The organism is Maritimibacter fusiformis, from assembly GCF_008086115.1.
GTDB classification, from domain to species: Bacteria; Pseudomonadota; Alphaproteobacteria; order Rhodobacterales; family Rhodobacteraceae; genus Muriiphilus; species Muriiphilus fusiformis.
Genome location: NZ_VSIY01000006.1, coordinates 79,966 through 101,991, shown reverse-complemented (window position 1 = coordinate 101,991; position 22,026 = coordinate 79,966). Strand labels below are relative to the sequence as shown.

At 65.6% G+C, this 22,026-nt stretch carries 18 protein-coding genes; 1 reads left to right on the top strand and 17 read right to left on the bottom strand.

The annotated features are described in order from the left end of the window. From FVF75_RS09390 to FVF75_RS09360, 7 genes are all read right to left on the bottom strand, one after another. Entirely contained in the window at positions 1–990 is a 990-nt protein-coding gene (locus FVF75_RS09390) for an ABC transporter ATP-binding protein (protein WP_246138051.1), read from the bottom strand. After that, complete coding sequence (locus FVF75_RS09385) at positions 980–1,999, bottom strand: ABC transporter ATP-binding protein (protein WP_246138050.1); 1,020 nt, start codon at positions 1,997–1,999, stop codon at positions 980–982. Before FVF75_RS09385 ends, FVF75_RS09390 begins: the two co-directional genes overlap by 11 nt. Further along, positions 1,996–2,937 (bottom strand): succinylglutamate desuccinylase/aspartoacylase family protein, encoded by a 942-nt coding sequence (locus FVF75_RS09380; protein ID WP_148377718.1) that lies wholly within the window; start codon positions 2,935–2,937, stop codon positions 1,996–1,998. Before FVF75_RS09380 ends, FVF75_RS09385 begins: the two co-directional genes overlap by 4 nt. 28 nt (positions 2,938–2,965) lie before the next feature. Continuing rightward, the gene (locus FVF75_RS09375; protein ID WP_246138049.1) at positions 2,966–3,841 is read right to left on the bottom strand and encodes an ABC transporter permease; all 876 of its coding nucleotides are present in this window, start codon (positions 3,839–3,841) and stop codon (positions 2,966–2,968) included. A gap of 4 nt (positions 3,842–3,845) precedes the next feature. Further along, entirely contained in the window at positions 3,846–4,826 is a 981-nt protein-coding gene (locus tag FVF75_RS09370) for an ABC transporter permease (protein WP_148377717.1), read from the bottom strand. Positions 4,827–4,904: 78 nt separating this feature from the next. Beyond that, the gene (locus FVF75_RS09365; protein ID WP_148377716.1) at positions 4,905–6,446 is read right to left on the bottom strand and encodes an ABC transporter substrate-binding protein; all 1,542 of its coding nucleotides are present in this window, start codon (positions 6,444–6,446) and stop codon (positions 4,905–4,907) included. 36 nt (positions 6,447–6,482) lie between these two features. Continuing rightward, complete coding sequence (locus tag FVF75_RS09360) at positions 6,483–7,499, bottom strand: GntR family transcriptional regulator (protein WP_148377715.1); 1,017 nt, start codon at positions 7,497–7,499, stop codon at positions 6,483–6,485. A gap of 276 nt (positions 7,500–7,775) precedes the next feature. On the opposite strand from FVF75_RS09360, the gene FVF75_RS09355 reads away from it, so the two are divergent. Further along, entirely contained in the window at positions 7,776–8,744 is a 969-nt protein-coding gene (locus FVF75_RS09355; protein WP_148377714.1) for an aldo/keto reductase, read from the top strand. Positions 8,745–8,911: 167 nt separating this feature from the next. Here the strand turns inward: FVF75_RS09355 and FVF75_RS09350 are convergent, their stop codons facing one another. From FVF75_RS09350 to FVF75_RS09305, 10 genes are all read right to left on the bottom strand, one after another. Further along, positions 8,912–10,621: a dihydroxy-acid dehydratase gene (locus FVF75_RS09350; RefSeq protein ID WP_148377713.1), complete on the bottom strand. Its 1,710-nt coding sequence runs from the start codon at positions 10,619–10,621 to the stop codon at positions 8,912–8,914. Continuing rightward, positions 10,618–12,075, bottom strand: a complete 1,458-nt coding sequence (locus FVF75_RS09345) for an NAD-dependent succinate-semialdehyde dehydrogenase (protein WP_148377712.1) — start codon at positions 12,073–12,075, stop codon at positions 10,618–10,620. Before FVF75_RS09345 ends, FVF75_RS09350 begins: the two co-directional genes overlap by 4 nt. Before the next feature lie 91 nt (positions 12,076–12,166). Continuing rightward, positions 12,167–14,059 carry a thiamine pyrophosphate-binding protein gene (locus FVF75_RS09340; RefSeq protein ID WP_148377711.1) on the bottom strand — a complete coding sequence of 631 codons (1,893 nt, stop codon included), beginning with the start codon at positions 14,057–14,059 and terminating at the stop codon, positions 12,167–12,169. Continuing rightward, positions 14,037–15,566: a tripartite tricarboxylate transporter permease gene (locus FVF75_RS09335; protein WP_148377710.1), complete on the bottom strand. Its 1,530-nt coding sequence runs from the start codon at positions 15,564–15,566 to the stop codon at positions 14,037–14,039. The genes FVF75_RS09340 and FVF75_RS09335 overlap by 23 nt, the downstream gene beginning before the upstream one ends. A 37-nt stretch (positions 15,567–15,603) precedes the next feature. Continuing rightward, the gene (locus FVF75_RS09330) at positions 15,604–16,128 is read right to left on the bottom strand and encodes a tripartite tricarboxylate transporter TctB family protein (protein WP_148377709.1); all 525 of its coding nucleotides are present in this window, start codon (positions 16,126–16,128) and stop codon (positions 15,604–15,606) included. A 4-nt stretch (positions 16,129–16,132) separates the two neighbouring features. After that, entirely contained in the window at positions 16,133–17,095 is a 963-nt protein-coding gene (locus FVF75_RS09325; RefSeq protein ID WP_148377708.1) for a Bug family tripartite tricarboxylate transporter substrate binding protein, read from the bottom strand. Between the two features lie 107 nt (positions 17,096–17,202). Then, positions 17,203–18,123 carry a sugar phosphate isomerase/epimerase family protein gene (locus FVF75_RS09320; RefSeq protein ID WP_222861213.1) on the bottom strand — a complete coding sequence of 307 codons (921 nt, stop codon included), beginning with the start codon at positions 18,121–18,123 and terminating at the stop codon, positions 17,203–17,205. 79 nt (positions 18,124–18,202) lie between these two features. Further along, on the bottom strand, positions 18,203–19,216 hold the full coding sequence (locus FVF75_RS17855; RefSeq protein ID WP_148377707.1) for a xanthine dehydrogenase family protein molybdopterin-binding subunit: 1,014 nt from the start codon (positions 19,214–19,216) through the stop codon (positions 18,203–18,205). Then, positions 19,216–21,093, bottom strand: coding sequence for a molybdopterin-dependent oxidoreductase (locus FVF75_RS17850; RefSeq protein WP_148377706.1), 1,878 nt, complete (start codon positions 21,091–21,093; stop codon positions 19,216–19,218). The genes FVF75_RS17855 and FVF75_RS17850 overlap by 1 nt, the downstream gene beginning before the upstream one ends. Continuing rightward, on the bottom strand, positions 21,086–22,000 hold the full coding sequence (locus tag FVF75_RS09305; protein ID WP_148377705.1) for an FAD binding domain-containing protein: 915 nt from the start codon (positions 21,998–22,000) through the stop codon (positions 21,086–21,088). The genes FVF75_RS17850 and FVF75_RS09305 overlap by 8 nt, the downstream gene beginning before the upstream one ends. Between the last annotated feature and the right edge of the window lie 26 nt (positions 22,001–22,026).

Here is a 22,026-nt window from a genome sequence, read left to right as displayed (position 1 = left end):
TCAACGGTGGTGACAGGCAAGCAGGCGGCCATCGGCGCGCGGGCTCAACGCCGGTTCCTCGGCGCGGCAACGTTCGTCGGCCAGCGGGCACCGAGTGCGGAACGCGCAGCCCGACGGTTTGGCCGTGGCCGAGGGAACGTCCTCGAAGCCGGCGGAAAACCGGTGCCGCCGGCGCGGGTCGAGCGACGGCGTCGACCCCAGAAGAAGCTCGGAATAGGGATGCGCCGGCGCCGCGAACAGCGCCTCGCGCCGGGCCATCTCGACGATCTTGCCCAGATACATCACCGCGACGCGGTTCGAGATGTGCTCGACCACCCCGAGATCATGGCTGATGAACAGGAAGGCGACGCCCAATTCGTCCTGCAGATCCTCGAGCAGGTTCAGGATCTGCGCCTGGACCGACACGTCGAGGGCCGAAACGGGCTCGTCGCAGATGATCACGTCCGGGTTCAACATCAGCGCGCGGGCGATCCCGATACGCTGGCGCTGGCCGCCGGAAAACTGGTGCGGGTAGTTCTCGGCCTGGTCCGGGCGCAGGCCGACCCGGTTCATCATCGCAAACACCGCCTCCCGGCGTTCCGCGGTTGTCCCGATCCGGTGAATCTCCAACGGTGCGCGCAGGATGTCGCGCACCCGCTGTCGCGGGTTGAGCGACGAGAACGGGTCCTGAAACACGATCTGCATGCGTTGGCGAAACCGGGCAAGGTCGCGGCCCGTTTCGCTGCCGACGCGGGCACCGTCGAAGGTCACTTCGCCATCGGTGAGTGGCACCAGCCCGGTCAGCGCAAGCCCGGTCGTCGACTTGCCACAGCCGCTTTCACCGACCAGCCCCAATGTCTCGGCCCGACCGATATCGAAGCTCACCCCGTCCACCGCACGCACCGCGCCAACCTGGCGCTGGAACACGCCCTGGCGGATCGGAAAATGGACTTTCAGCCCGCGCACGGACAGGAGCGGCGCGGGCGGCGGCGCCATCGCGTCATCCAGCATGGTCGATCTCCCAGCAGGCGGCAAAATGGCCCGGGCGGTGTTCCTCGAGCGGCGGCCGCTCGATTTTGCAGCGGGGGGTTGCTAGCGGGCAGCGCGGCGCGAAGGCGCAGCCGGCGGGCAGATCCCACAGCGCCGGCACGGTGCCGGGAATGTCGGTGAGCCGCTTGCCCGCAGCCGCCCCGCGCGGGATCGCCCCCATCAATCCCCGGGTATAGGGATGCAGCGGCTCGTCGAACAGGTCGGTGATGCCCGCTTCCTCGACCCGGCGACCGGCATACATCACGATCACGCGGTCGGCGGTTTCGGCCACCACCGAAAGATCATGGGTAATCAGCAAAAGCGCGGTGCCGCTGCGGCGCTGCAGGTCGGCCATCAGGCCCAGTATCTGGGCCTGCACGGTCACATCGAGCGCCGTGGTCGGCTCGTCCGCGACGATCACCGAAGGCGCACAGCACAGGGCCAGCGCAATCATCGCCCGCTGGCGCATTCCGCCGGACAATTCATGCGGATATTGCTTCGCACGGCGCTCGGCGTCGGGCATCTGCACGCCGCGCAGCGCCTCGACCGCCGCCGCCCATGCCTTGCGCCGCGTTCCGCCACGGTGGCGCGCAACCGCTTCGGCGATCTGTGCGCCCACCGTCATGACCGGATTGAGAGCGGTCAGAGGCTCCTGAAAGATCATCGCGATCCGGTTGCCGCGCAAATCCTCGACCGCGCGCTCGCCAAGTTCCAGAATGTCCGTCTCGCCCAGCCGGATCGCGCCCCGGTCGATGCGCGCGCCCTGCGGCAGCAGGCGCAGCAGCGCGAGTGCGGTCATCGACTTGCCGCAGCCGCTTTCACCGACGATGCACAGGGTCTCGCCCGGCGCCACGGCGAACGACATGTCGTCGACCACCGTGAAGCTGGTATCGCCCAATGCGATCCTGATGCGCATGCCGGACACCTCGATCGCCGGCGCGGGCGCGCTGGCGGTCCCGGCGGCGCCTTCGGAGAGCGCGGCGCCGCTCAAGGCGTTGCCCCCTCCAGATTGCCGACCATCCAGCCGTAATCGCCCGCCTCGACGATGTTTCGCGTGAGATGCCCCATGATCATGATGCCGTTGTCGAACGGCGCGGTGACCTCTTCCAGCACCTCGAAGGTATAGGGGCTGACGACACGAAACAGCGGCGTTCCACCGGCGACCTTTTCGCCAAGCAGCGGCGACAGCGGCTCGACCCAGCCGCCCTTGGTCGGGCGGATGCCCGCGATCTCGTTCACCACCGTCTGCGCCGGGAGCGCGGATTCCGCGCCGTCGATCACGCCCTTGTGGCGCAGCATGTTCAGAACGCCGGCGACGATGCGCGCAATGTACGGGCCCTGGTCGACAACACCGCCGCCCAGTTCGATCACCGCCGCGGGCACGCCGCGCGGCATCGTCACGTCCTTGGTGGTGCCCCCGAAATTGGTGCCCTGCTTGCCGTCATCCGGGCGATAGAGGATCTTCGAGCCGAACGCGCGGCTCAACCCCTCGTCGTTCAGCAGGTAGACATAATCCACGGTCGGCCGGTCGGTGCCGGAGTGCAGGTCGATGTGAATGTCGATCTTGCCGAGAAACTCGCGCGTCAGCGCGGCGGCAAGCTGTTGCGAATAGGTGCCTGCGGGATCGCCCGGAAACTCGCGGTTCAGGTCGCGTTGATCCAGCGGCGAAAAGCGGGAATTGACGATCATCGCGGTCGGGTTGGCCACCGGCAACAGCCGGACCCGCCCCTTGATCCGCATGTCCTTGAGGATGTGATAGAGTTCGAGGATCGCCTGGCTGCCGCAATTCTCGTTGCCGTGGATCGAGGCCGAGATGCCAACCAGCGGCCCGTCTTCCTCGCCGACAAGGTCGGTCATGTTGAGCACCGCATCGGTGCCGCAGGCCAGCGTCGTGAAGGCCGGGGCGAGTCGAACGATTTCCTTGGTCATGTCTGCTCCTGTGTTGTGGGCGGCGGGTTCAACCCTTGCCGCGGGTCAGTCTGCGGGGATCGAGCACGTCGCGCAGCCCGTCCCCCAATAGGTTGAAGCCCAGAACGGTCACCATGATCGCCGCCCCCGAGATGATCGACATCCACGGCTCGTCACGGATGAAGCGGGTGCCGTAGCTGAGCGACCAGCCCCAGGTCGGCGCCGGCGGCGGCAGGCCGAAGCCGAGAAAGCTCAGCGCGCTTTCCCAGATGATCGCGGTGCCCAGCCCGAGCGAGGCCAGCACCGTGATCGGCCCGAGCGAATTGGGCAGGATCTCGCGAAACAGGATGCGCGGCGACGAGGCTCCGAGCGCCTGGGCGGCCTGCACGTAGTTGCGTTCGCGCAAGGACAGGGTGGTCGAGCGCACGACGCGGGCGTATTCGGTCCAGCTCACCACCACCAGCGACAGCGCGACATTGAAAAGGCCCGGCCCCATCACCGCGACGATCGCGAGCACCAGCACCAGCGGCGGAAACCCGAGGAAAATGTCGGTGATCCGCATCAGCACCATGTCGACCCAGCCGCCGAAATACCCGGCCACGAGGCCGACGACAGTGCCGATCAGCGCCGAAGCCGTCACCGCGATCAACGAGATCGACAGCGAGATCCGCGCGCCATAGACCAGCCTGCTCCACAGGTCGCGGCCGAAATTGTCGGTGCCCAGCAGATGCGCGGCCGATGGGCCCGAAAAGCGGTTCGTCATGTCCATCTGGGTCAGGTCATGGGTTGCGACCAGCGGCGCGAACACCGCAAGACCGACGATCGTCAGCGTCAGCGCCGCGCCGATCAACAGCGACGCGTTGCGCAGCACCGGCGGCAATCCGATCCGGCGGGCAAGGCTTTTTTTCATCGGAGTATCGCTCATGTCGTCACTTCAACCTGATGCGCGGGTCGACCGCGGCATAGAGCAGATCGACCGTCAGCGTGATCAGCGCGTAGATCATCGCGAAGGTCAGCACGATCCCCTGGATCAGCGGAAGGTCACGCTGGGATATGGCCGAGATGGTCAACTGCCCCAGACCCGGCCATGCAAAGATCGTCTCGGTCAGGATGGCACCGCCCAGCAAGGCGCCGAAGCGCAGCCCGATCACCGACAGAACCGGCAACAGGGCGTTTCGCAACCCGTGTTTCCAGACCACCGCCCGGCTGCGTATGCCCTTGGCCCTGGCGGTGCGGATGAAATCCTCGTTCAGCACCTCGAGCATCGAGGTGCGCACCAGCCGCGAGATCACCGCCGCGGAATTCAGCGCCAGCGACAGCGCGGGCAGCGCGATATGCGTCAGGGACTCCCACAGCGGTGCCGGATTGCCGATCAGCGCCAGGCCGAACGCCTCGACCAGCGGCTCGCCCCGTCCGATCGCCGGCAGCCAGCCAAGCTGCACCGCGAACGCCAGCATCAGAAGAAGTGCCAGCCAGTAGACCGGCATCGAAATTCCCAACTGCGCGAACAGCATCGCCGCGGCGTCGATCACGCCCCCCTGACGGATCGCCGCGACCACGCCGAGGAACACACCCAGCGCCACCGACATCAACAGCGCCACGACCGCGAGTTCGACGGTCGCGCCGAGCCGGCCCAGGATGATTTCCGAAACCGGTGCGTTCTGAAAGATCGACCGGCCCATGTCACCCTGCAGCAGGTTGGCGATATAGCCGCCCAGCCGGAGATACCACGGATCGTCCAGCCCCAGCGCGCGGCGCAGCGAGGCGATTCCCTCGGGCGTTGCCTCCTGCCCGAGAAGGACCGCGGCCGGATCGCCGGGGATGAGCAGCAGAAGGCCGAATGTCACCGTGACGATACCCAACGCCATCGGGACGAACAGCAGCAGTCGTCGGATGATATAGGCAGCCATGTGGACTGGTCCTCACGCGTGAACTGGGGCCGCCGACAGAACCGGCGGCCCGATGTTTTCCTGGGTTTCAGATCCCGATCACTCGGCGGACGGCATCCCGATCAGCCCGCGGAACGTGCCGCGCGGGTTCGCCTCGATCTCGCCCAGCTTGTCCTTGTCGAAGAACATCTGGTAGCCCTGATAGGAGATCACGTAGTAGGGCAGTTCCTCGGCGATGATCGCGGCGGCCTTCTGATAGGCATCGGCACGTTCGCCCTGGTCAAGCGAGGTGCGCGCCGCTTCCAGCAGGGCATCGACTTCGGGGTTCGAATAGCCGCCCCAGTTGAGCGAGCCGCCGGTGGTGAACTGGGCATAGGTCATCCGGTCGGGATCGACGATATTCAGCCAACCCAGCAGCGCGATCTGGTGCTGCCCCTGTTGCACATAGCCGGTCGAGAACGACGGCCAGTCCGAGATCTTCACCGACGCATCGACCCCGGCCTGCTGCATCATCGCCTGCAGGAATTCGACCGACTGCACCCGGTTCGGGTCTTCGGAATGGGTCGAGAGCGTGATCGCCAGGGTCTGCCCGTCCTTGTCGAGGAACCCGTCGCCGTCACTGTCGCTCCAACCAAGCTCGTTGAACTTCGCCACGGCGCCGTTCAGATCGAAGGTCGGTTGTTTGATGTCGGGGTCATAGGCCCAGGACGACGGCAGGATGACCGAATTGGCGACCTCGTCGACACCCTGGTAAATGTCGTTCACGATCGTTTCCTGGTCGACCAGCATCGCGAATGCCTGGCGCATGGCGGGGTCGTTCAGCATCGGGTCGGCGGTGTTGAAGTTCAGGTAGGTCACGCCCAGGCCCGCCATGATCGCTGCGCCGAACCGTTCGTCTTCGGCCAGACGCTTGATATCGTTGGGCGACAGCGGCGCCTGGATCACGTCGAGGTCACCCGCCTCGAAGGCCTGGGCGCGCGCGGAGTTGTCGCCGACGATGCGGATGTCGACCGCCTTGGTGGACGGAGCCCCGGCCCAGTAGCTGTCCGAGGCTTTCAGCACGATCTCCGAGCCGCGCTTCCAGCTTTCCAGCACCATCGGGCCCGCGCCGACCGGCTCCAGCGCCAGGTCACCGCCGGCCTCGGCGTAGTCCGAGGGCACGATTCCCATGTCGAGATAGCTCAGCAGCGGCGCATAGGGTGTCGAGAGGTTGAAGCGCACGGTCAGGTCGTCGACCGCCTCGACGCTTTCGATCGGGGTGTAGAGCGCCCGCTGCGGCGCGTTGAAATCGGGATCGGTGATCGTGGTGAAGGTATAGACCACGTCCTCGGCGGTCAGCGGCGAGCCATCCGAGAACACGAGCCCCTCGCGCAGCTTGAAGACCACCGTTTTCGGATCGGGCGACTCCCAGCTTTCCGCAAGGTCCGGCACTGCCTCGAGCGTCGGCGTCAAATGCACCAGCCCGGCGTAGATCAGGTTGATCGTGCGATACGCGGTGGTATCGCGCGCCAGCCGCGGATCGAGGGTTCCGGCATCCACATCGGTGCCGATCACCAACGCCTCCTGGGCCAGCGCCGTGTTGGTCGCGAACAGCGTCAGCGCCGCCGCGGCCACGCTTGCGAAAAGATCTTTCCTGGTCATGTATCCATCTCCTGTTGTGGTGTGTTGATCAAGCCGTCAACCGGTCTTGGCCGTCTGGCCCCGTTCGTTCGCGGCGACCTGCGCCCGAGCTTCGCGTAACGCCGCCAGCTTCGGGGCAAGTTCGTGTTCCAGCACGGCCTTGTCCGGCGCGTGCCGGTATTCGAAACAGGGCACACCCGGCCGCACCATACGCGCCACGTGATCGGCCCCGGTTGCGTAGATCACCGCGTCGGACTCGGACAGCAGCGCCTCGAGGTCGGGCGCGTAGGACCAGCTCACCCGGATGTCCGAGACATGGGGGGCAAAGCGCTGCACGCTAGGCCGCATGATCGCGATGTAATCCTTGAGCTGGGTGATCGCGGCCACCCGGGCGCGCGGATCGAGCGCCGCCAGCGCCTGACGCGTCTCGTCCGACGGAATGAACCGCAAGCCCAGAATCGGGGCATCGGGCACGATTGCGGCCAGCTCGCTTTCGCGATGAAGGAACGTCAGCACCAGATCGGCCGAGTCGCACATCTGCCGCGCCCCGGCATCGGCGCGCAAGACGTCGAATGTCACCATCGAGATCCGGTCGTTCGGTGCCAGATAAGGGCGCACCGCATCGACGTAGTCGGCGCCCGGCCCCTCGAAGATGACCGCGAACACGATCCTCAGGCCGCGCTGCGAGCGCCGCATTCGCGCCTGACCGTTGATCATCGCGATCAGTTCCATCGGCGAATAGCCCAGGCGCTCGGCCTTGTTCAGAAGCACCGCGACATCGGTATGCAGCGCGGTAGAGCCGTGATCGGCCAGTTGCGGAACCGAAAGACAGGTATAGGCCCCCGACCCCTTGCGAAGTTCCAGAAGCCCGGCATCGCGAAGATCCTGATAGACTTGGGCCACCGTAGCCTGCGCGATGCCCAGATCGGCGGCCATCCGGCGCACCGAAGGAAGTCGCGTCCCCTTGGGCAGATCCCCATGCGACAATTCATAGCTGAGCAAACCGAACAGCTGCCGCCCCACCGGGACCGGCAGAGATTTGTCGATACAGCTTTCGTCGAAGTCGAAGGACAAAGTGATATATCCGTTTAGATCACTTTGATCATGCCTGCGCCGACAAGATTCGCGCAAGGAAAATATCGGTGCCCACTGTAATATTGGTTCAGCACACTATCAGGGCTTGGTTTTTTCCGAACTTGTTCGCGTGTTGCCCTGCCGTTTTTCCGGCTTTATTGCCCTTTACAAAGGAATTACCCGGCCACTACCGTCAGGAAAATCGGAACGAAGATCTCCGAATCAACGCTTGGATAGCACGGTTATTCAGAAAGACGCAGAAGGGAAAGCGCGACCATGGACTATGTCAATCTTGGTAAAAGTGGCCTGAAAGTTTCGCGCATCGGGCTGGGATGCATGACCTTCGGCTCGCCCGACTGGGCGCCTTGGGTGCTGGATGCGGACGCCTCGGCGCCGATCCTGGCCGAGGCGGTCGAGCGCGGCATCAACCTGTTCGACACCGCCGACATGTATTCGAAAGGCGCCAGCGAAGACGTCCTGCGCGACAAGCTCCTGCCCCTGCTGCCGCGCCACAAGATCGTGCTGGCGACGAAACTCTACAACCCGATGAGCGACGACCCCAACGACCGCGGCCTGTCGCGCAAGCATGTCTACGACGCCGTCGATGGCAGCCTGCGGCGCTTGGGCACCGATCACATCGACCTGCTGCAACTGCACAGATTCGACTACGACACCCCGCTCGAAGAGACGCTTGACGCCCTCAATGACGTGGTGCGCGCCGGCAAGGTGCGCTATCTCGGCGCCTCGTCGATGTTCGCCTGGCAGTTCATGAAGGCGCTTGGGCTTCAGCGCGCGAACGGCTGGGCACAATTCGTCTCGATGCAACCGCACTACAACCTGATCTACCGCGAGGAAGAGCGCGAAATGCTGCCGCTTTGCCGGTCCGAAGGGATCGGCGTATTGCCCTGGAGCCCGCTCGCGCGCGGCGTGCTGGCCGGCAAGCGCAAGTCGACGCGCGCCGACAGCGACAAGGTGGCGAACGCCCTTTATGACAGCGCACGCGCCCAGGACGAGGCGATCGCCGAGGCGGTGCGAGAGGTTGCAGACGCGCGCGGCGTGTCGATGGCCCGGATCGCCTATGCCTGGGTCGCCACGCGCCCTGGCATCACCGCGCCGCTGGTCGGCATTTCCCGCCCGGAGCTTTTCGACGATGCCATCGCGGCGCTCGATATCACGCTGGACGACGACGAGGTCGCGCGGCTCGAAGCGCCCTATCGGCCGAAACCCGTCGCCGGCCACCAGTGATCCCGCGGCCCTTGCGCCGTTGGGCCGCTCACCCTTGGGTCGGGTGAACGGCCGCATGTGACGACCGGTGGGGCACTAGGCAAAGGTGGTCGCGCCCGCCCAGCAGTAAGCGCGCGCGCCCCACCGGCCGGGAGGTCCGAACCGGCCCCGGCTCATCCCGTTTGGCGTCAGGACACGGGTTTCAGCATCTCGAAGTCGCATCCCTCGTCGGCTTGCGTGACCTCGCTGGCATAGAGGCGATCATAACCGCGCCGCTCGTCCAGTGGCTGGATCGAAGGCGTCCATTCGGCGCGCCGGCGTTCCAGTTCGGCCTCGTCGACCAGCAGATCGAGGCGCTTGTTCGCGACAGAAATCTTGATCCGGTCCCCGGTCCGCACCAGCGCCAGCGGCCCGCCGATCGACGCCTCGGGCGCGACATGCAGCACGATGGTCCCAAACGCCGTGCCGGACATGCGGGCATCGGAAATCCGCACCATGTCCTTGACGCCTTTTGAACTGAGCTTCTTCGGGATCGGCAGATAACCCGCTTCCGGCATGCCGGAATCGCTCTTGGGCCCCGCGTTCTGAAGCACCATGAAGTCGTCGGCGGTGATGTCCAGATCGGGGTCGTCCACCCGGCTGGCCAGATCCGCGAGCGAGGAAAAGACGACCGCCCTGCCCTCTTTCTCGAACAGCGAACTGTCGGCGGCAGAGCGTTTGAGGATCGCCCCGCGCGGTGCCAGGTTGCCGAACAGCGCGACGAGGCCACCGACCGGTTCCAGCGGCGCATCCGCCCCCGAGATCACCCGGCGGTCGACATAGCCGGGGTCCTGCTCCAGCCGGTCGCCCAGCGTCTCGCCGGTGACCGAGACCGTGTCGAGGTGAAGCAAGGGTTTCAGTTCGCGCAACACGGCCCCGACGCCGCCCGCGAAAAAGAAATCCTCCATGTAGTTCGACCCGACCGGCTTGAGGTTGACCAGCACCGGCGTGGTGTCGGAAAGTTCGTTCAGACGTTCGAGCGATATGGTGTGACCAAGCCGCCCGGCTATGGCGGTCAGGTGGATGATCGCATTGGTCGACCCGCCGAGGGCCAGCAAAACGCGCAGGGCGTTCTCGATCGACTTTTCGGTGATGACCTCGCTCGGTCGGATCGGGTTCGCTATCATCCGCGCGGCGGCAAGGCCCGATGCCTCGGCGGCGCGCAGGCGGTCGGCATGAACCGCCGGGATCGCCGCCGTGCCTGGAAGCGACATGCCCAGCGTCTCGGCGATGCAAGCCATGGTCGAGGCGGTTCCCATCACCGCGCAGGTGCCTGCGGTCGTGGCAAGACGCCCCTCGATATCATTGATCTCGGGCTCGCCGATTTCTCCCGCCCGATACTTGCCCCAGAACCTGCGGCAATCGGTGCAGGCCCCCAGCCGTTCGTCGCCATAGCGCGAGGTCATCATCGGCCCGGCCACCAGTTGCACCGCCGGCAGGTCGGCAGATGCCGCCCCCATCAGTTGCGCGGGCACCGTCTTGTCACAGCCGCCCATCATCACGACCGCGTCCATCGGCTGGGCGCGGATCATCTCTTCGGTGTCCATCGACATCAGGTTGCGGAACTTGAGGCTGGTGGGGCTGAGAAACACCTCGCCCAGCGAGATGGTCGGAAACTCCAAGGGCAGCCCGCCGCCCAGCAGCACGCCGCGCTTGACCGCTTCCAGAAGCTCCGGGAAATGCCGGTGGCAGTTGTTGAAGCCCGAAAAGCTGTTGGCGATGCCGACGATGGGTTTTTTCAGAACCTCGCGCGAATAGCCCATCGAGGCGGCAAAGGAATTGCGCAGGTAGACCGAGAAATCCCGGTCGCCGTAGTTGGTAAGCCCGCGTGCAAGGCCCTGTTCCTTCTCGTCGCTCATGATTGGCGGCCAATCGGTTCGATGCGGGTGCGGACGTATTTCGGATTGAGGTAATCCATCACGCCGAGCGAGCCGCCCTCGCGCCCCATGCCGCTTTCCTTGATGCCGCCGAACGGCGCTTCGGCGGTGGCCAGAAGCATCTCGTTCACCCCGACCATGCCGACCTCGAGATCCTCGGAAGCACGGGTGGCAAGGCTGAGGTTGTTGGAAAAGACATAACCGGCCAGGCCGAACGGCAGCGCGTTGGCCCGCTCCATCACCTCGTCATAGTCGCGGAAGGTGGTGATCGGCGCAATCGGGCCGAACGGCTCCTCACGCATCACCAGCGCCTCGTCGGGCACCTGACCCAGCACGGTCGGTTCGAAAAAGTAGCCCGCGTTCATCGATTTCGGACGCGCGCCACCGGCCAGAACCGACGCGCCAAGGCCGACCGCGTCGCTGACCATTTCCTCGATTGTGGTCAGGCCCCGGCGGTTGGCCATCGGCCCCATCTGCACTCCGTCGTCCAGACCGCGACCCAGCTTCAACCCCTTGGCAACCTCGGCAAAGGCACCGGCGAAGGCCTCGTATTGGCTTTCGTGGACATAGAAGCGCGTCGGCGAGATGCAGACCTGTCCGCAATTGCGAAACTTGGTTGCCGCGCAGGTCCGCGCCACCGCTTCGGCGTCCACGTCGTCGAAGATCACCACGGGGCCATGCCCGCCAAGCTCCATCGACACCTTCTTGACGCCATCGGCGGCCAGCCGCAGGATTTCCTTGCCGACCGGGACCGACCCGGTGACGCTGACCTTGCGCACGATGGGCGAGCGGATCAGCCGCTCCGCGATCATCGAGGAATTGCCGGTCAGGAAATTCACCGCCCCCGCCGGAATGCCCGCATCGTGACAGGCGGCGACAAGGGCCGCACAGCTTGCCGGGGCTTCACCAGCCGGCTTGATGATGATCGAACAACCCGCACCCAGCGCCGCCGCGATCTTGCGCGCGGGCAACAGCGCCGGAAAGTTCCACGCCGAAAAGGCCGCGACCACGCCGACCGGCTGATAGATCACCGACATGCGGCTTTCGCCGGTGCGGCCCTCGATGATCTGGCCGTAGATCCGCTTGGTTTCCTCGGCATACCACTCGAACTGGTCCGCCGCCGCGTTGGTCTCGCCGCGCGCTTCGGCAATCGGTTTGCCGGTTTCCAGCGACATCAACGTGGCAATCGTCTCGACCCGCTCACGGATCAGATCGGCGGTCTTGCGCAACAGCGCGGCGCGATCCCAGGTGCCGAAGCGGCGCCAGGTGGCAAAGCCCGACTGGGCCGCGGCAAGGGCGGCGTCGACATCGTCCTCGGTTGCCATCGCAATGGTCCCGAGCGCCTCTTCGGTGGCGGGATCGGTGACGTTGCGGGTTGCCTTGCCGCTGGCGGCGCGCCATTCGCCGCCGATGAAGAGATTTAGGTCGTGATACACTTCTCGATCCTCCTGAGGTGTTCCGAGATGGACTTGATTAGCAAGTTCGCCTCGGCACACCCTTGATGAATTTCGGTTTTCGGCTCCGGGGTCAGATCATCTGTTCGACATAGCGCGCCTGCACATCGTCGACCCAGTTGCCGACATTCCAGCTGCCATAGGCCCCCATTCCGGCGGTCTCCTCGGGCCCGTCATGCACCGCGATGTGCACGAGCGAAAGCCCGTCATGCGCGTAGGCCTGCTCCAGCGCGGCGCGCAGGCTTTCGGCGTCGAACCCGGCATGCAGCGCCTTGACCCCCGAGACCGCGCCCGCCAGCGCGACGTAGTCGACCGCGACCCCGTCGTTGGTGCGGAACTCCTCGCCGTATTGCGCTGCCTGCAGGCCGGAAATCGCCGCCATCCGGCGGTTGTCGAACAGCGCGATGATGCCGCGCACGCCATGCTCGACCGCGTCGATCAGCACCTGCGGGTTCATCATGAACGACCCGTCGCCGGTAAAGGCGATGCCGTATTTCGGCGCATCGACGCCCGCCGCCCCCAAGAGCGCCGAGACCGCGAAGCCCATGTAGGACGCCCCCGTCTCGGTGACGGTCTGACCCGGCGCGTCGTCCTCGACGATCTGGAAGCCGTTGGCCTGAACGTCGCCCGCGTCAAAGAACTTGACCGCGTCCTTTTCCTTGGCGAAGGCCGCGACGGTATGGATCGCGGCGGGTTGGCCCAGCACCGGACGCCCCCACACGGCGTCCTCGAACGGGGCGGCGTTGATCCGCACTGCCTTGAACGCGGTCCACTCGGCCTTCTTGTCCTCGCAGGCCTTCAGCCACGCGCCGCGATCCCCTGCAGGCGCCGCTTCGATCAGACCGGCGATCACCGCCGCGATGTCGCCCGGCAGGCAGGTGGTGTTGGCATAATGCGCCAGATCGTTGAAATCGCCGTTGATGTTGATCACCGCCTTCGCCTTGGGATAGCCGATGCCCGAGCAATCCGCTTGGCACACGCCGCGCGATCCGATCATCACGACCAGGTCGGCCTCGCCCATCGCATAGTTGCCGCTGATCGACCCCTTCGAGCCGCCCACGTGCATGTTCTGCGGGTGGGCATCCGGCAGCACGCCAGTCGATCCCGGCGACAGGACCACCGGCGCGCCGATATGTTCGGCCAGACGCCGCACCATGTCGGCGGCGCTTCGGGTGCCGCCGCCCGCCTTGATGACCGGGCGCTCGGACTTCGCCAGAACCGCGACCGCCTCGGCAAAGGCATCGTCATGCGCCGGCGCCATCGGCGGAATGCGGGTTTTCTGCGGCAGGGTGGCAAGGTTGACCCGCACCCGCGCCGGCTGGGTGTTGATCGGCAGAAGCACGAAGAACGGACCGGCCTTGTAGGGGTGATGCACGCAGGCGGTGCCCCGACGCAGGCATTCGCGCAGCGCCTCGGGTGTGTGCAGCGTATAGGATTGCCCCATCAGCGCCGCCATCTGACCGAACAGCCCCTGCGCCGGTTTGGGCACCTGCTGCATGTTGTAGCCTTCGCCGCGCGTCGTCTCGTCGCCGTAGATGTGATAGACGCCGATGCCGTTGGACGCCGCCGCCAGCGACCCCGCCATCGCCTGCAACCCGCCGGGACCGATCGAGGTTACCACCGCCGGGGTCTCGCCATAGACCCAGGCATGCGCGGTCGCGGCATGGGCCATTTCAACCTCGTTGCGGCAGTTCACGACACGGGTGACGCCTTCTTCGGTATAGATGCGAAGGATTTCGCCCAGATCGGTCGAGCCATGCCCGAAGATCGCGTAATAGCACCGCACCTCCTGTTTCAGCAGGCCGACCACCAGCGCCTCGGACAGGGTCAGGTCCACGATCGTCGGCAGCGCGCCGCTGGCAAGCGCGTCAGACAGGCCGCCCGCCGATGCGATGGCTTTCGCCCGCGCGCGGATCTCTCGGGCCAGGGGCGTGTCTGCGGGCTTAATTGGACTGGGTTGATGCATCGGACTTAACCTTCGGACTGGATTTGGCGAAATAGGCGCGGACGGATTTGAACAACTGGATGCCGACGATGAGGAACGCGACCAGCAGGAATCCGGCTGCGGGCACAGAGGTGTAGAAGATGTCGAGCCTGCCCTCGGACAGGATCATCGCGGTTCGGAACTCGCGCTCGATCGACGGGCCGAGCACGAGGCCGAGAATGATCGGCGTCAGTGGTATCCTGGCCCGGTTCAACCCGTAGGCCATCGCGCCAAGCACGGCCGCGGCAACCACGTCGAACACCGAGTTGCGGATGGTGAAGGCCCCGTAGCCGCACATGATCACGATCCCCACCGCCAGGAGATGCGCCGGCACCCGCAGCAGTTGCACGAAAAAGCGGATACCGAGAAGCTGGATCGCCACGACAAACGCATAGGCCGCCACGATGGCCAGGTAGATCTCGTAGATTTCCAGCGAATGCTCCAAAAACAGCATCGGGCCGGGGATCAGCCCGTGGATCAACAGCCCCGACAGCAGGATCGCGGTGGCCGGGTCGCCGGGAATGCCGAGCGACAGAAGCGGGATCATCGCGCCCCCTGTCACCGCGTTGTTGGCGGTCTCGGGCGCCACGACGCCTTCCATCGCACCTTGGCCAAACTTCTCGGGGGTCTTGGATGTCTTCTTGGCATGGGCATAGGCGAGAAACGCGGCAATCGGGCCGCCGGTGCCCGGAATCGCGCCGACGCCGGTGCCGATCAGCGAGCAGCGCAACATCAGCCAGAAGTTCCTGGCGAGGTCGCGGATCGACGGCAGTTCGGCACGCACATCCGCCAGCTCGTTGAGTTCCCGGTCGGAGCGGTAGTGTTGAACGAAGGCGTCGATCACATGCGGCACCGCGAACAGGGCGATCATCGCGACCAGGATGTTGATGCCCTGCTGCAAGGTGATGGTGCCGAAGGTCAGCCGCTGCATGCCGCTCATCTCGTCAACGCCGATGGTCATCACCATCAGGCCGATGATCGCACCGATCAGCCCCTTGACGATGGAGCCGGCGGACAGGCCGCAGATCGTCGACAGGCCGAAGATCAGCAGCCCGAAGGTTTCGGCAGGGCCGAACCGCATCGCGAGACCGGCCACGAAATCGACCGAGAACATCATGATGATCAGGCTGACGAAACCACCGAAGGCCGACGCGACCACCGCCGTCCCCAGCGCCAGCGATGCCTTGCCGTGGCGGGTAAGTGGATAGCCGTCGAGCACGGTTGCCGCCGCCGAAGGGGTGCCCGGAATGCCCAAAAGGATCGCGGACACCGAACCGCCCGTCATGCCGCCGATATAGGTGCCGAGCAGCAATCCGATAGCCGGAGCGGCGTCGAGCGCGAAGGACATCGGCACGACCAGCGCCATCGCCACGGTAAAGGTCAGGCCCGGGATCGCACCGAAAATGACCCCGAGCAGGCAGCCCGAAAAGATCGCGATCAGCGTCACCGGCGAGACGGTGACCTGCAAGGCGGCAATCAGTAAATCCATCTGGTGTCGTCCCCTGTCGGTGTGATCGCGCCGGTCCTCAAAACAATGAAATCCAGGTGCCGCCTGGCATGTAGGCCCCGAGCACCTTGCCGAAGACCAGCCAGCAGCCAAACGTGATCCCCAGCCCCATGCCGAGCAGAACCAGGATCCTGCGCTCCTTCAGGATCAGCAGGAGCGTCACGACGGTCGGAAAGGTCGCGACGACAAAGCCCAGTTTCTGCATCAGGTATCCGTAGATCGCGATGGTTGCGCAGACCGTCACGAGAACCTGAAGACGCAGCCGCAGCGCGGTCCGCGCGGCTTTTCTTTCAGGTCCGTTGGCGTCTGCGCGCGCCGCGGGGACAGGCTCTGCCTCCCGGCGGCGATTGCCAAGGCTCGCGCCCACGAGGATGGCCGAAAGTGCCATCAGCACAAGCCCGAGAACAAGCGGGAAAGCCCGGGGCCCGACACCGGAGCCCGTGGGGACAGTGACGTAGACGATCACGACCCAGACAACCGACAGAACGAACAGACTCGCGCCGGTTGCCAGGTCGCGGCGGTTGGAATGCCCCGGGGTCTCCATGGTCTTATTGCGCTTTCAGGCCAAGGTCGGCCATCAGCTTGCCGATGATCGCGTCATCACGCGCAATCAGCTCGCCGAACGCCGCGTGGTCCTCGAAATCGGGGACGAACCCCAGGGTTTCCGATGCCTCCTGGAATTCGGCGCTGGCCACGGCCTTCTCGGCAGCGTCCTGCAGCACCATGATCACGTCATCCGGGGTGCCGGCCGGCGCCGCCAGACCGCGCCACATCTCGATGTCGATCCCCTCGGCACCGCTCTCGGCGCAGGTCGGGATGTCGGGCATCGCCGGCACCCGCTCGGCGCTGGTCAGGCACAGGATACGCAGGGTGCCCGCCTCGTGGTGCGAGATGAACTGGCCCGGCCACTGCACCGCCGCGTCGAGACGCCCGGCCAGCAGTTCCACAGGCGCGCGGCCCTGGTCATAGGGCACGTTGATGGCCTGGTCGGAAAGACCGACCGCCGCCAGCAGCGCCTCGGTGGTGAGGTGGGTGAACGAGCCGTCGCCCGAGGCCCCGATCTTGAGCTTCTCGCCGGAGGCCAGCAGGTCCGCGGCCATGTCGCCGATGGTCTCCCAACCGGAGTCGGCACGCACCGCGATGGCGGGCACCTCGGTGCTGATCTTGGCGATCGGCGTGAAGGCGGTGTAGTCGAAATCGATCTTGCCGCTGTGGAAGCTGGTGCTGATCGAGTTCGAATTCCACACGATGTTGTAGCCGTCGGCGTCCATCGAATGCACGTATTGATACCCGACCGAGCCGCCGCCGCCCGAGCGCATCACCGGCACGACAGGTTCGGGCAGGTTCTTGGACATCAGATCGGCCAGCAACTGGCCGATGGTCTGCGCCGTGCTGCCGAACAGGATCGTCATCTCGACCGGCTTGGTCGGAAACTCCTGCGCGCTGGCGCTGGTTGCAATGGCGGTCGCCGCAACTGCCCCGATCAGGGCTGTTTTCAGTTTTACAGGCATTATTCTCGCTCCCTTTTGAAACATTGTCATGTGTTCAAGTTGTTGGTTCATGGCCACTTCACCGTGGCTCTGTTGTTGTTTTCCTGGTGTCGCGTCCGGGTTTCCTCCTACTCGGGGCGCTGCGACAGGGCCCAGGCATCGCGGATCACGCGCTTGGCGTTCGCCAGAATGATCTCCGAGACCTCGCCGGCCAGAACCGGGCGCACTTCGGCACTCACGATCGGGCGCACGGGCTTGTCGAAAAACCCGCTCTTGGTCAGTTCACGAAAGAACGTCACCACTTCGGCGGTATCGGTCTCGCCGCCGGGAATCCCGAAGCGCGGCTGGATATCGCCATAGGCCGGGTGCGACTTGTCGCGGAACACGCAGTTTCCGAGATGGACCGCGTCAAGGAACTCCGCCAGCAGCGGGATGCTTTCCTCGGGGGTCTCGTCGAGCAGCGGGAAGTGGCTGAGGTCGGTCAGAAGCCCGAAGTTCGGATAGTCCGGGCGGATCGCGCGGGCGATGTCCAGCGCATCGCCAACCGGACCGATCAGGTTCTTCTTGTCGATCGCACGGTCGAAGATCTTGAGCGTGAGCGCCAGCCCGTCCTTTTCCTCGTTCGCGTGATCGAGGATCTGGTGCAGCGAGTCGGTCAGCAGCTTCTTGGCCTCTTCGCGCTTGGCATCGCCCGGATCTTTCCCCGCGATCAGCCGCACCACCTCGGCGCCGAGCTGGCGCGCTTCGTCGACCGAGCTTTTCACCGCGTCGACCGCCTTGGCGCGCTCGCCGGCGTCGAAGTGGTTGAGGTTGAACTTGTTGCTCAGCATCTTGGGCTGCGTGGCATAGGCGACCGACAGATGGCTCTGGTCAAGGATATGGCGGGCCGTGTTGCGCACCCGGTAATCCTTCATCCAGCCGACCTCGACCGCGGTCCAGAACTCGTCGGCGCAGATCTTCTCGAGCGTCTCGACAATCGGACCCGCGCCGGTCTCGATACCCGGAAAGGCCTTGAAATGAACGATGCCGACGCGCATCGCGCTATACATAGAAGTCTCCAACGTCGTGTTCTCCCTGGTGGTCTTCACACTTGTTCCGCCGTGGCGGGGCGCCTTGGCAGGCTCAACGTCACTCAGCCGCGATCCCCTCGTTGCGGCGCCGCTTTTCCTTCAGGCCTTGCAGGATCTTCTCCGGCGTCGCCGGCAGCGAGGTGATGCGCACGCCGATGGCGTCATAGATCGCGTTCATGATCGCGGGCGCGGTCGGAACCAGCGCAGGCTCGCCGATGCCCTTGGCGCCCAGCGGGCTGAGCGGATCGCGGTCCTCGACGAGGAACGAGGTGATCTCGGGCACGTCGAGCGCGGTCGGCAGGATGTATTTCGCAAAACCGTGGGTCGTGGTGTGGCCCTCGACTGTCTGGTAATCCTCCATCAGCGCCTGACCCAGGCCCTGAACGATGGCGCCTTCGATCTGGCCCTCGATGCCGCGCGGGTTGATCGCCCGGCCCACGTCATGCGCAGCCCAGATGCCCAGCACCTGCACCTCGCCGGTCACGGTATCGACCTCGACCTCGGCGACCTGCGTGCCGAAGACATAGACCTGCCAGGGCGCGCCCGACCCGTCGACCGGGTCAAGCCCGGTGCCGTGGGCGGTGAAGCTGCCCGACCCGACCGGCACCACGCCGCGCCCCTTGCAGATCGCGACGGCCTCGGCCATCGTCATCGACTTGTTGGTGCCTTCGGCGTGCAGGATACCGTCGAAGGCGTGCAACAGCGTGGCCTCGACATCCCAGTATTCGGCGATTTCCGCGAACAGCTTCTCGCGGGCTTCGCGGCAGGCAAGCGCAATCGAATTGCCGACCATGTAGGTCTGGCGCGTCGCTCCGGCATGGGCCGCCTCGGGCGAGCGCGCGGTGTCGTTGTCGCCCAGCGTCACCTGTTCGGGGCGGATGCCAAGCTCTTCCGCCGCGACCTGGGCCAGCAGCGTCAGGATGCCCTCGCCGATCTCGGTGACACCGGTCACGACCTTGGCGGTGCCGCCGTCATCGAGTTCCGCCCAGGCACCGGCGCGATCAATCGTGGCGGTGCGTGCGATGCCATACCAGGACGCCGCGACGCCGCGTCCTCTGACCGTGCGTTCCATCAGGCAACCCTTTCCTTGGTTTCGGGCCCGGCGGCGAACCGCTCGCCCAGCTTGCAGGGTTCGCGGGTGCCCGCGCCGTGGGTGTCGCCGCGTGTCGCACCGCGCACCGTCGGTGCACCGGCCTCCCAGCGCGAGCCCTTCTCGGCCGCGTCCAGCACCATGCCGAGCGAGGCGGTGCCAAGCTTTTGCTGGGTATGGGTCAGCGATCCGGGCTTCATCATGTTGCGCCGGCGAATTTCGAACGGATCGAGGCCGAGTTTCTCGGCGGCCATGTCGACCATGCTTTCGGTCGCGAACTGGACCTGCATGCCGCCAAAGCTGCGAAACGCGCCGGACGGCGTGTTGTTGGTATAGACCACCGTGGTGTCGACCTTGAGATTGTCGATCTCGTAGGGACCGCAGGACAGGATCGCCGCCTTGCGCATCACGCCTTCGGACGACATGCCGTAGGCGCCACCGTCCGACAGCATGTCGAACTCCATCGCGGTGATCCGCCCGGCGCGCGTCAGCCCCATGCGGACCTTCGAGCGGGACGGATGCCGCTTGGCGGTGCTGACGATGGATTCCTCGCGGGTAAAGACGATCCGCACCGGCTTGTGGGTCTGCATCGCGGCAAGCGCCAGCATCCCCTGGTAGATCATGTCTTCCTTGCCGCCGAAACCGCCGCCCACCGGGCTCATGATGAAGCGCACCTTCTGGATCGGCCGGTCGATGATCGCCGCCAGCATGTGGCGGTGGTGGGTGATGTTCTGGCTGGGCGAAATCACCGTCACCACGTCGTCGTGATCGACATAGGCGATGCCCGCCTCGGGTTCGAGATAGGCATGTTCGACCTGCTGGGTCGAAAAGTTTTCCTCGAGGATCAGGTCGGCGGCGGCAAACCCGGCCTCGATGTTGCCCTTGCGCAGCGGGATGTGCTTGACGATGTTGTCGGGCGCATAGTCGTGCAGCACCGGCGCGCCGGGCGCCAGCGCATCCGCCGCGTCGAACAAGCCGGGGAGTTCGCGGTAGGTGACCTTGATCCCGGCCAGCGCGCGCCGGGCGCTGCGCTCGTCGGTGGCGGCGACGGCCGCAACGGCCTCTCCGACATAGCGCACCTTGCCGCGCGCCATGATCGGCTGGTCGTGAACGAAGACGCCGAAACCATCGACACCGGGCACATCCTCGGAAGTAATCACGCATTCGACCCCCGGCATGGCCCTGGCCGCCGAGGTGTCCATCGACACGATCTCCGCATGCGGGTGCGGCGAGCGCAGAACCGCCATGTGCAGCATGTCGGGCATGATCATGTCGCCCGCGTATTTCAGGCGACCCGCCACCTTGGCCGGCGCGTCGATCCGGCGCACGCTGTTGCCGATGTAGCTTTCGCCCACCGCATCGGCTTCGAGCGCCGCAGGGCTCATCCGCCCCGCGATCACGTCGCGGGCCAGTTCGACCGCCTCGATGATCTTGGTATAACCGGTGCAGCGGCAGATGTTGCCGCCCATGCGTTCCTTGATCTCTTCATGCCCGGCATCCGGGTTGTCGCGAAGGGCCGAGGTCGCGGCCATCACCATGCCCGGAATGCAGTAGCCGCACTGGCTCGCCCCGGTCTTGTAAAAGGCGCGCTGGATGACGGTGAGGTCGCCGGGGCGCGCAAGCCCCTCGACCGTCTCGATGCGGGTGCCCTCGGCCTTGGCGGCGGGCATCAGGCAGGATTTCACCAGCTTGCCGTCGACGAACACCGAACAGGTGCCGCATTCCCCCGCGCCGCAGCCTTCCTTGGTGCCGGTCATGTTCAGATCGTCGCGCAGCACGTCGAGCAGACGCAGGCCGGGGTTGATCCGTTTCGCCACGGTCCTGCCGTTGACTTCGAAATTGAGTTCGAGTTCAGGCATTGGCTGTCTCCTTTTCCTCGGACTGAGCGCTTTGCGCCGCATGCGCCAGCGCATCCTCGACGGCGGCGCGCACGAAACCGCGCACCACGGTGCGCCGGTAGTCGACGCGCGTGCGCGACGCGACCAGGTCGACCGGCCCGGCGCTGGCACGCTCGATCAAGTCGGCGCTGATTGCCTTGCCGCGCAGCATCGCCTCGGTTTCGGTCAGCCGCATCGGTTTCGGCCCGACACCGCCGAGCGCGAGGCGGACATCCTCGAAGACCTTGCCCGACGGATCGGTCTTGACCACCGCGGCGCAACAGACCGACGAGATCACCAGCGAGCGCCGCTGCCCCACCTTCTGGTACGACCCGCCATAGCCCGGCAGCGCATCGACCGTGACCGCCACGACGATCTCGCCCGGTTTCAGGTCGGTGCGGCCCGGGCCGCTGATGAAGTCGGCGACCGGCATGGTGCGCGTGACCACGGTGTCACCGTCAAGCCGCGCAATCTCGATATCGCCGTTCAGGGCGATCACCGGCGGCGTGCCGTCGGCGGCGGGCGACGCGTTGACGAGGTTGCCCGCCAGCGTCGCCTGTTGCCGGATCTGATCGTCGGCGAACCAGACCGAACAGAACGGCATGCACGGCAGCGACCGGGCCAGAACCGGATCGGTCAGGAAATCCTGCCAGACGACATTGGCCCCCAGCCTGATGCGGCCGTCCTTTTGCTGGTAGCCGGAAAGTTCCGCGACCCGCGACAGGTCGATCAGCGTGTCGATCTCGACATCGCCCGCCCGCCCCTCACGCGCCCAGGGCAGGATGTCGGTCGCCCCGGCGATAAGCCGGCTGCCTTCCGGGGCGCCCCGCCACAAGGCGAGCGCCTCGGCCAGGGATTTCGGCATCTGATAGCTGCGGCAGCTAAGCATCGAATTTCTCCCGGAATCATGCGCTT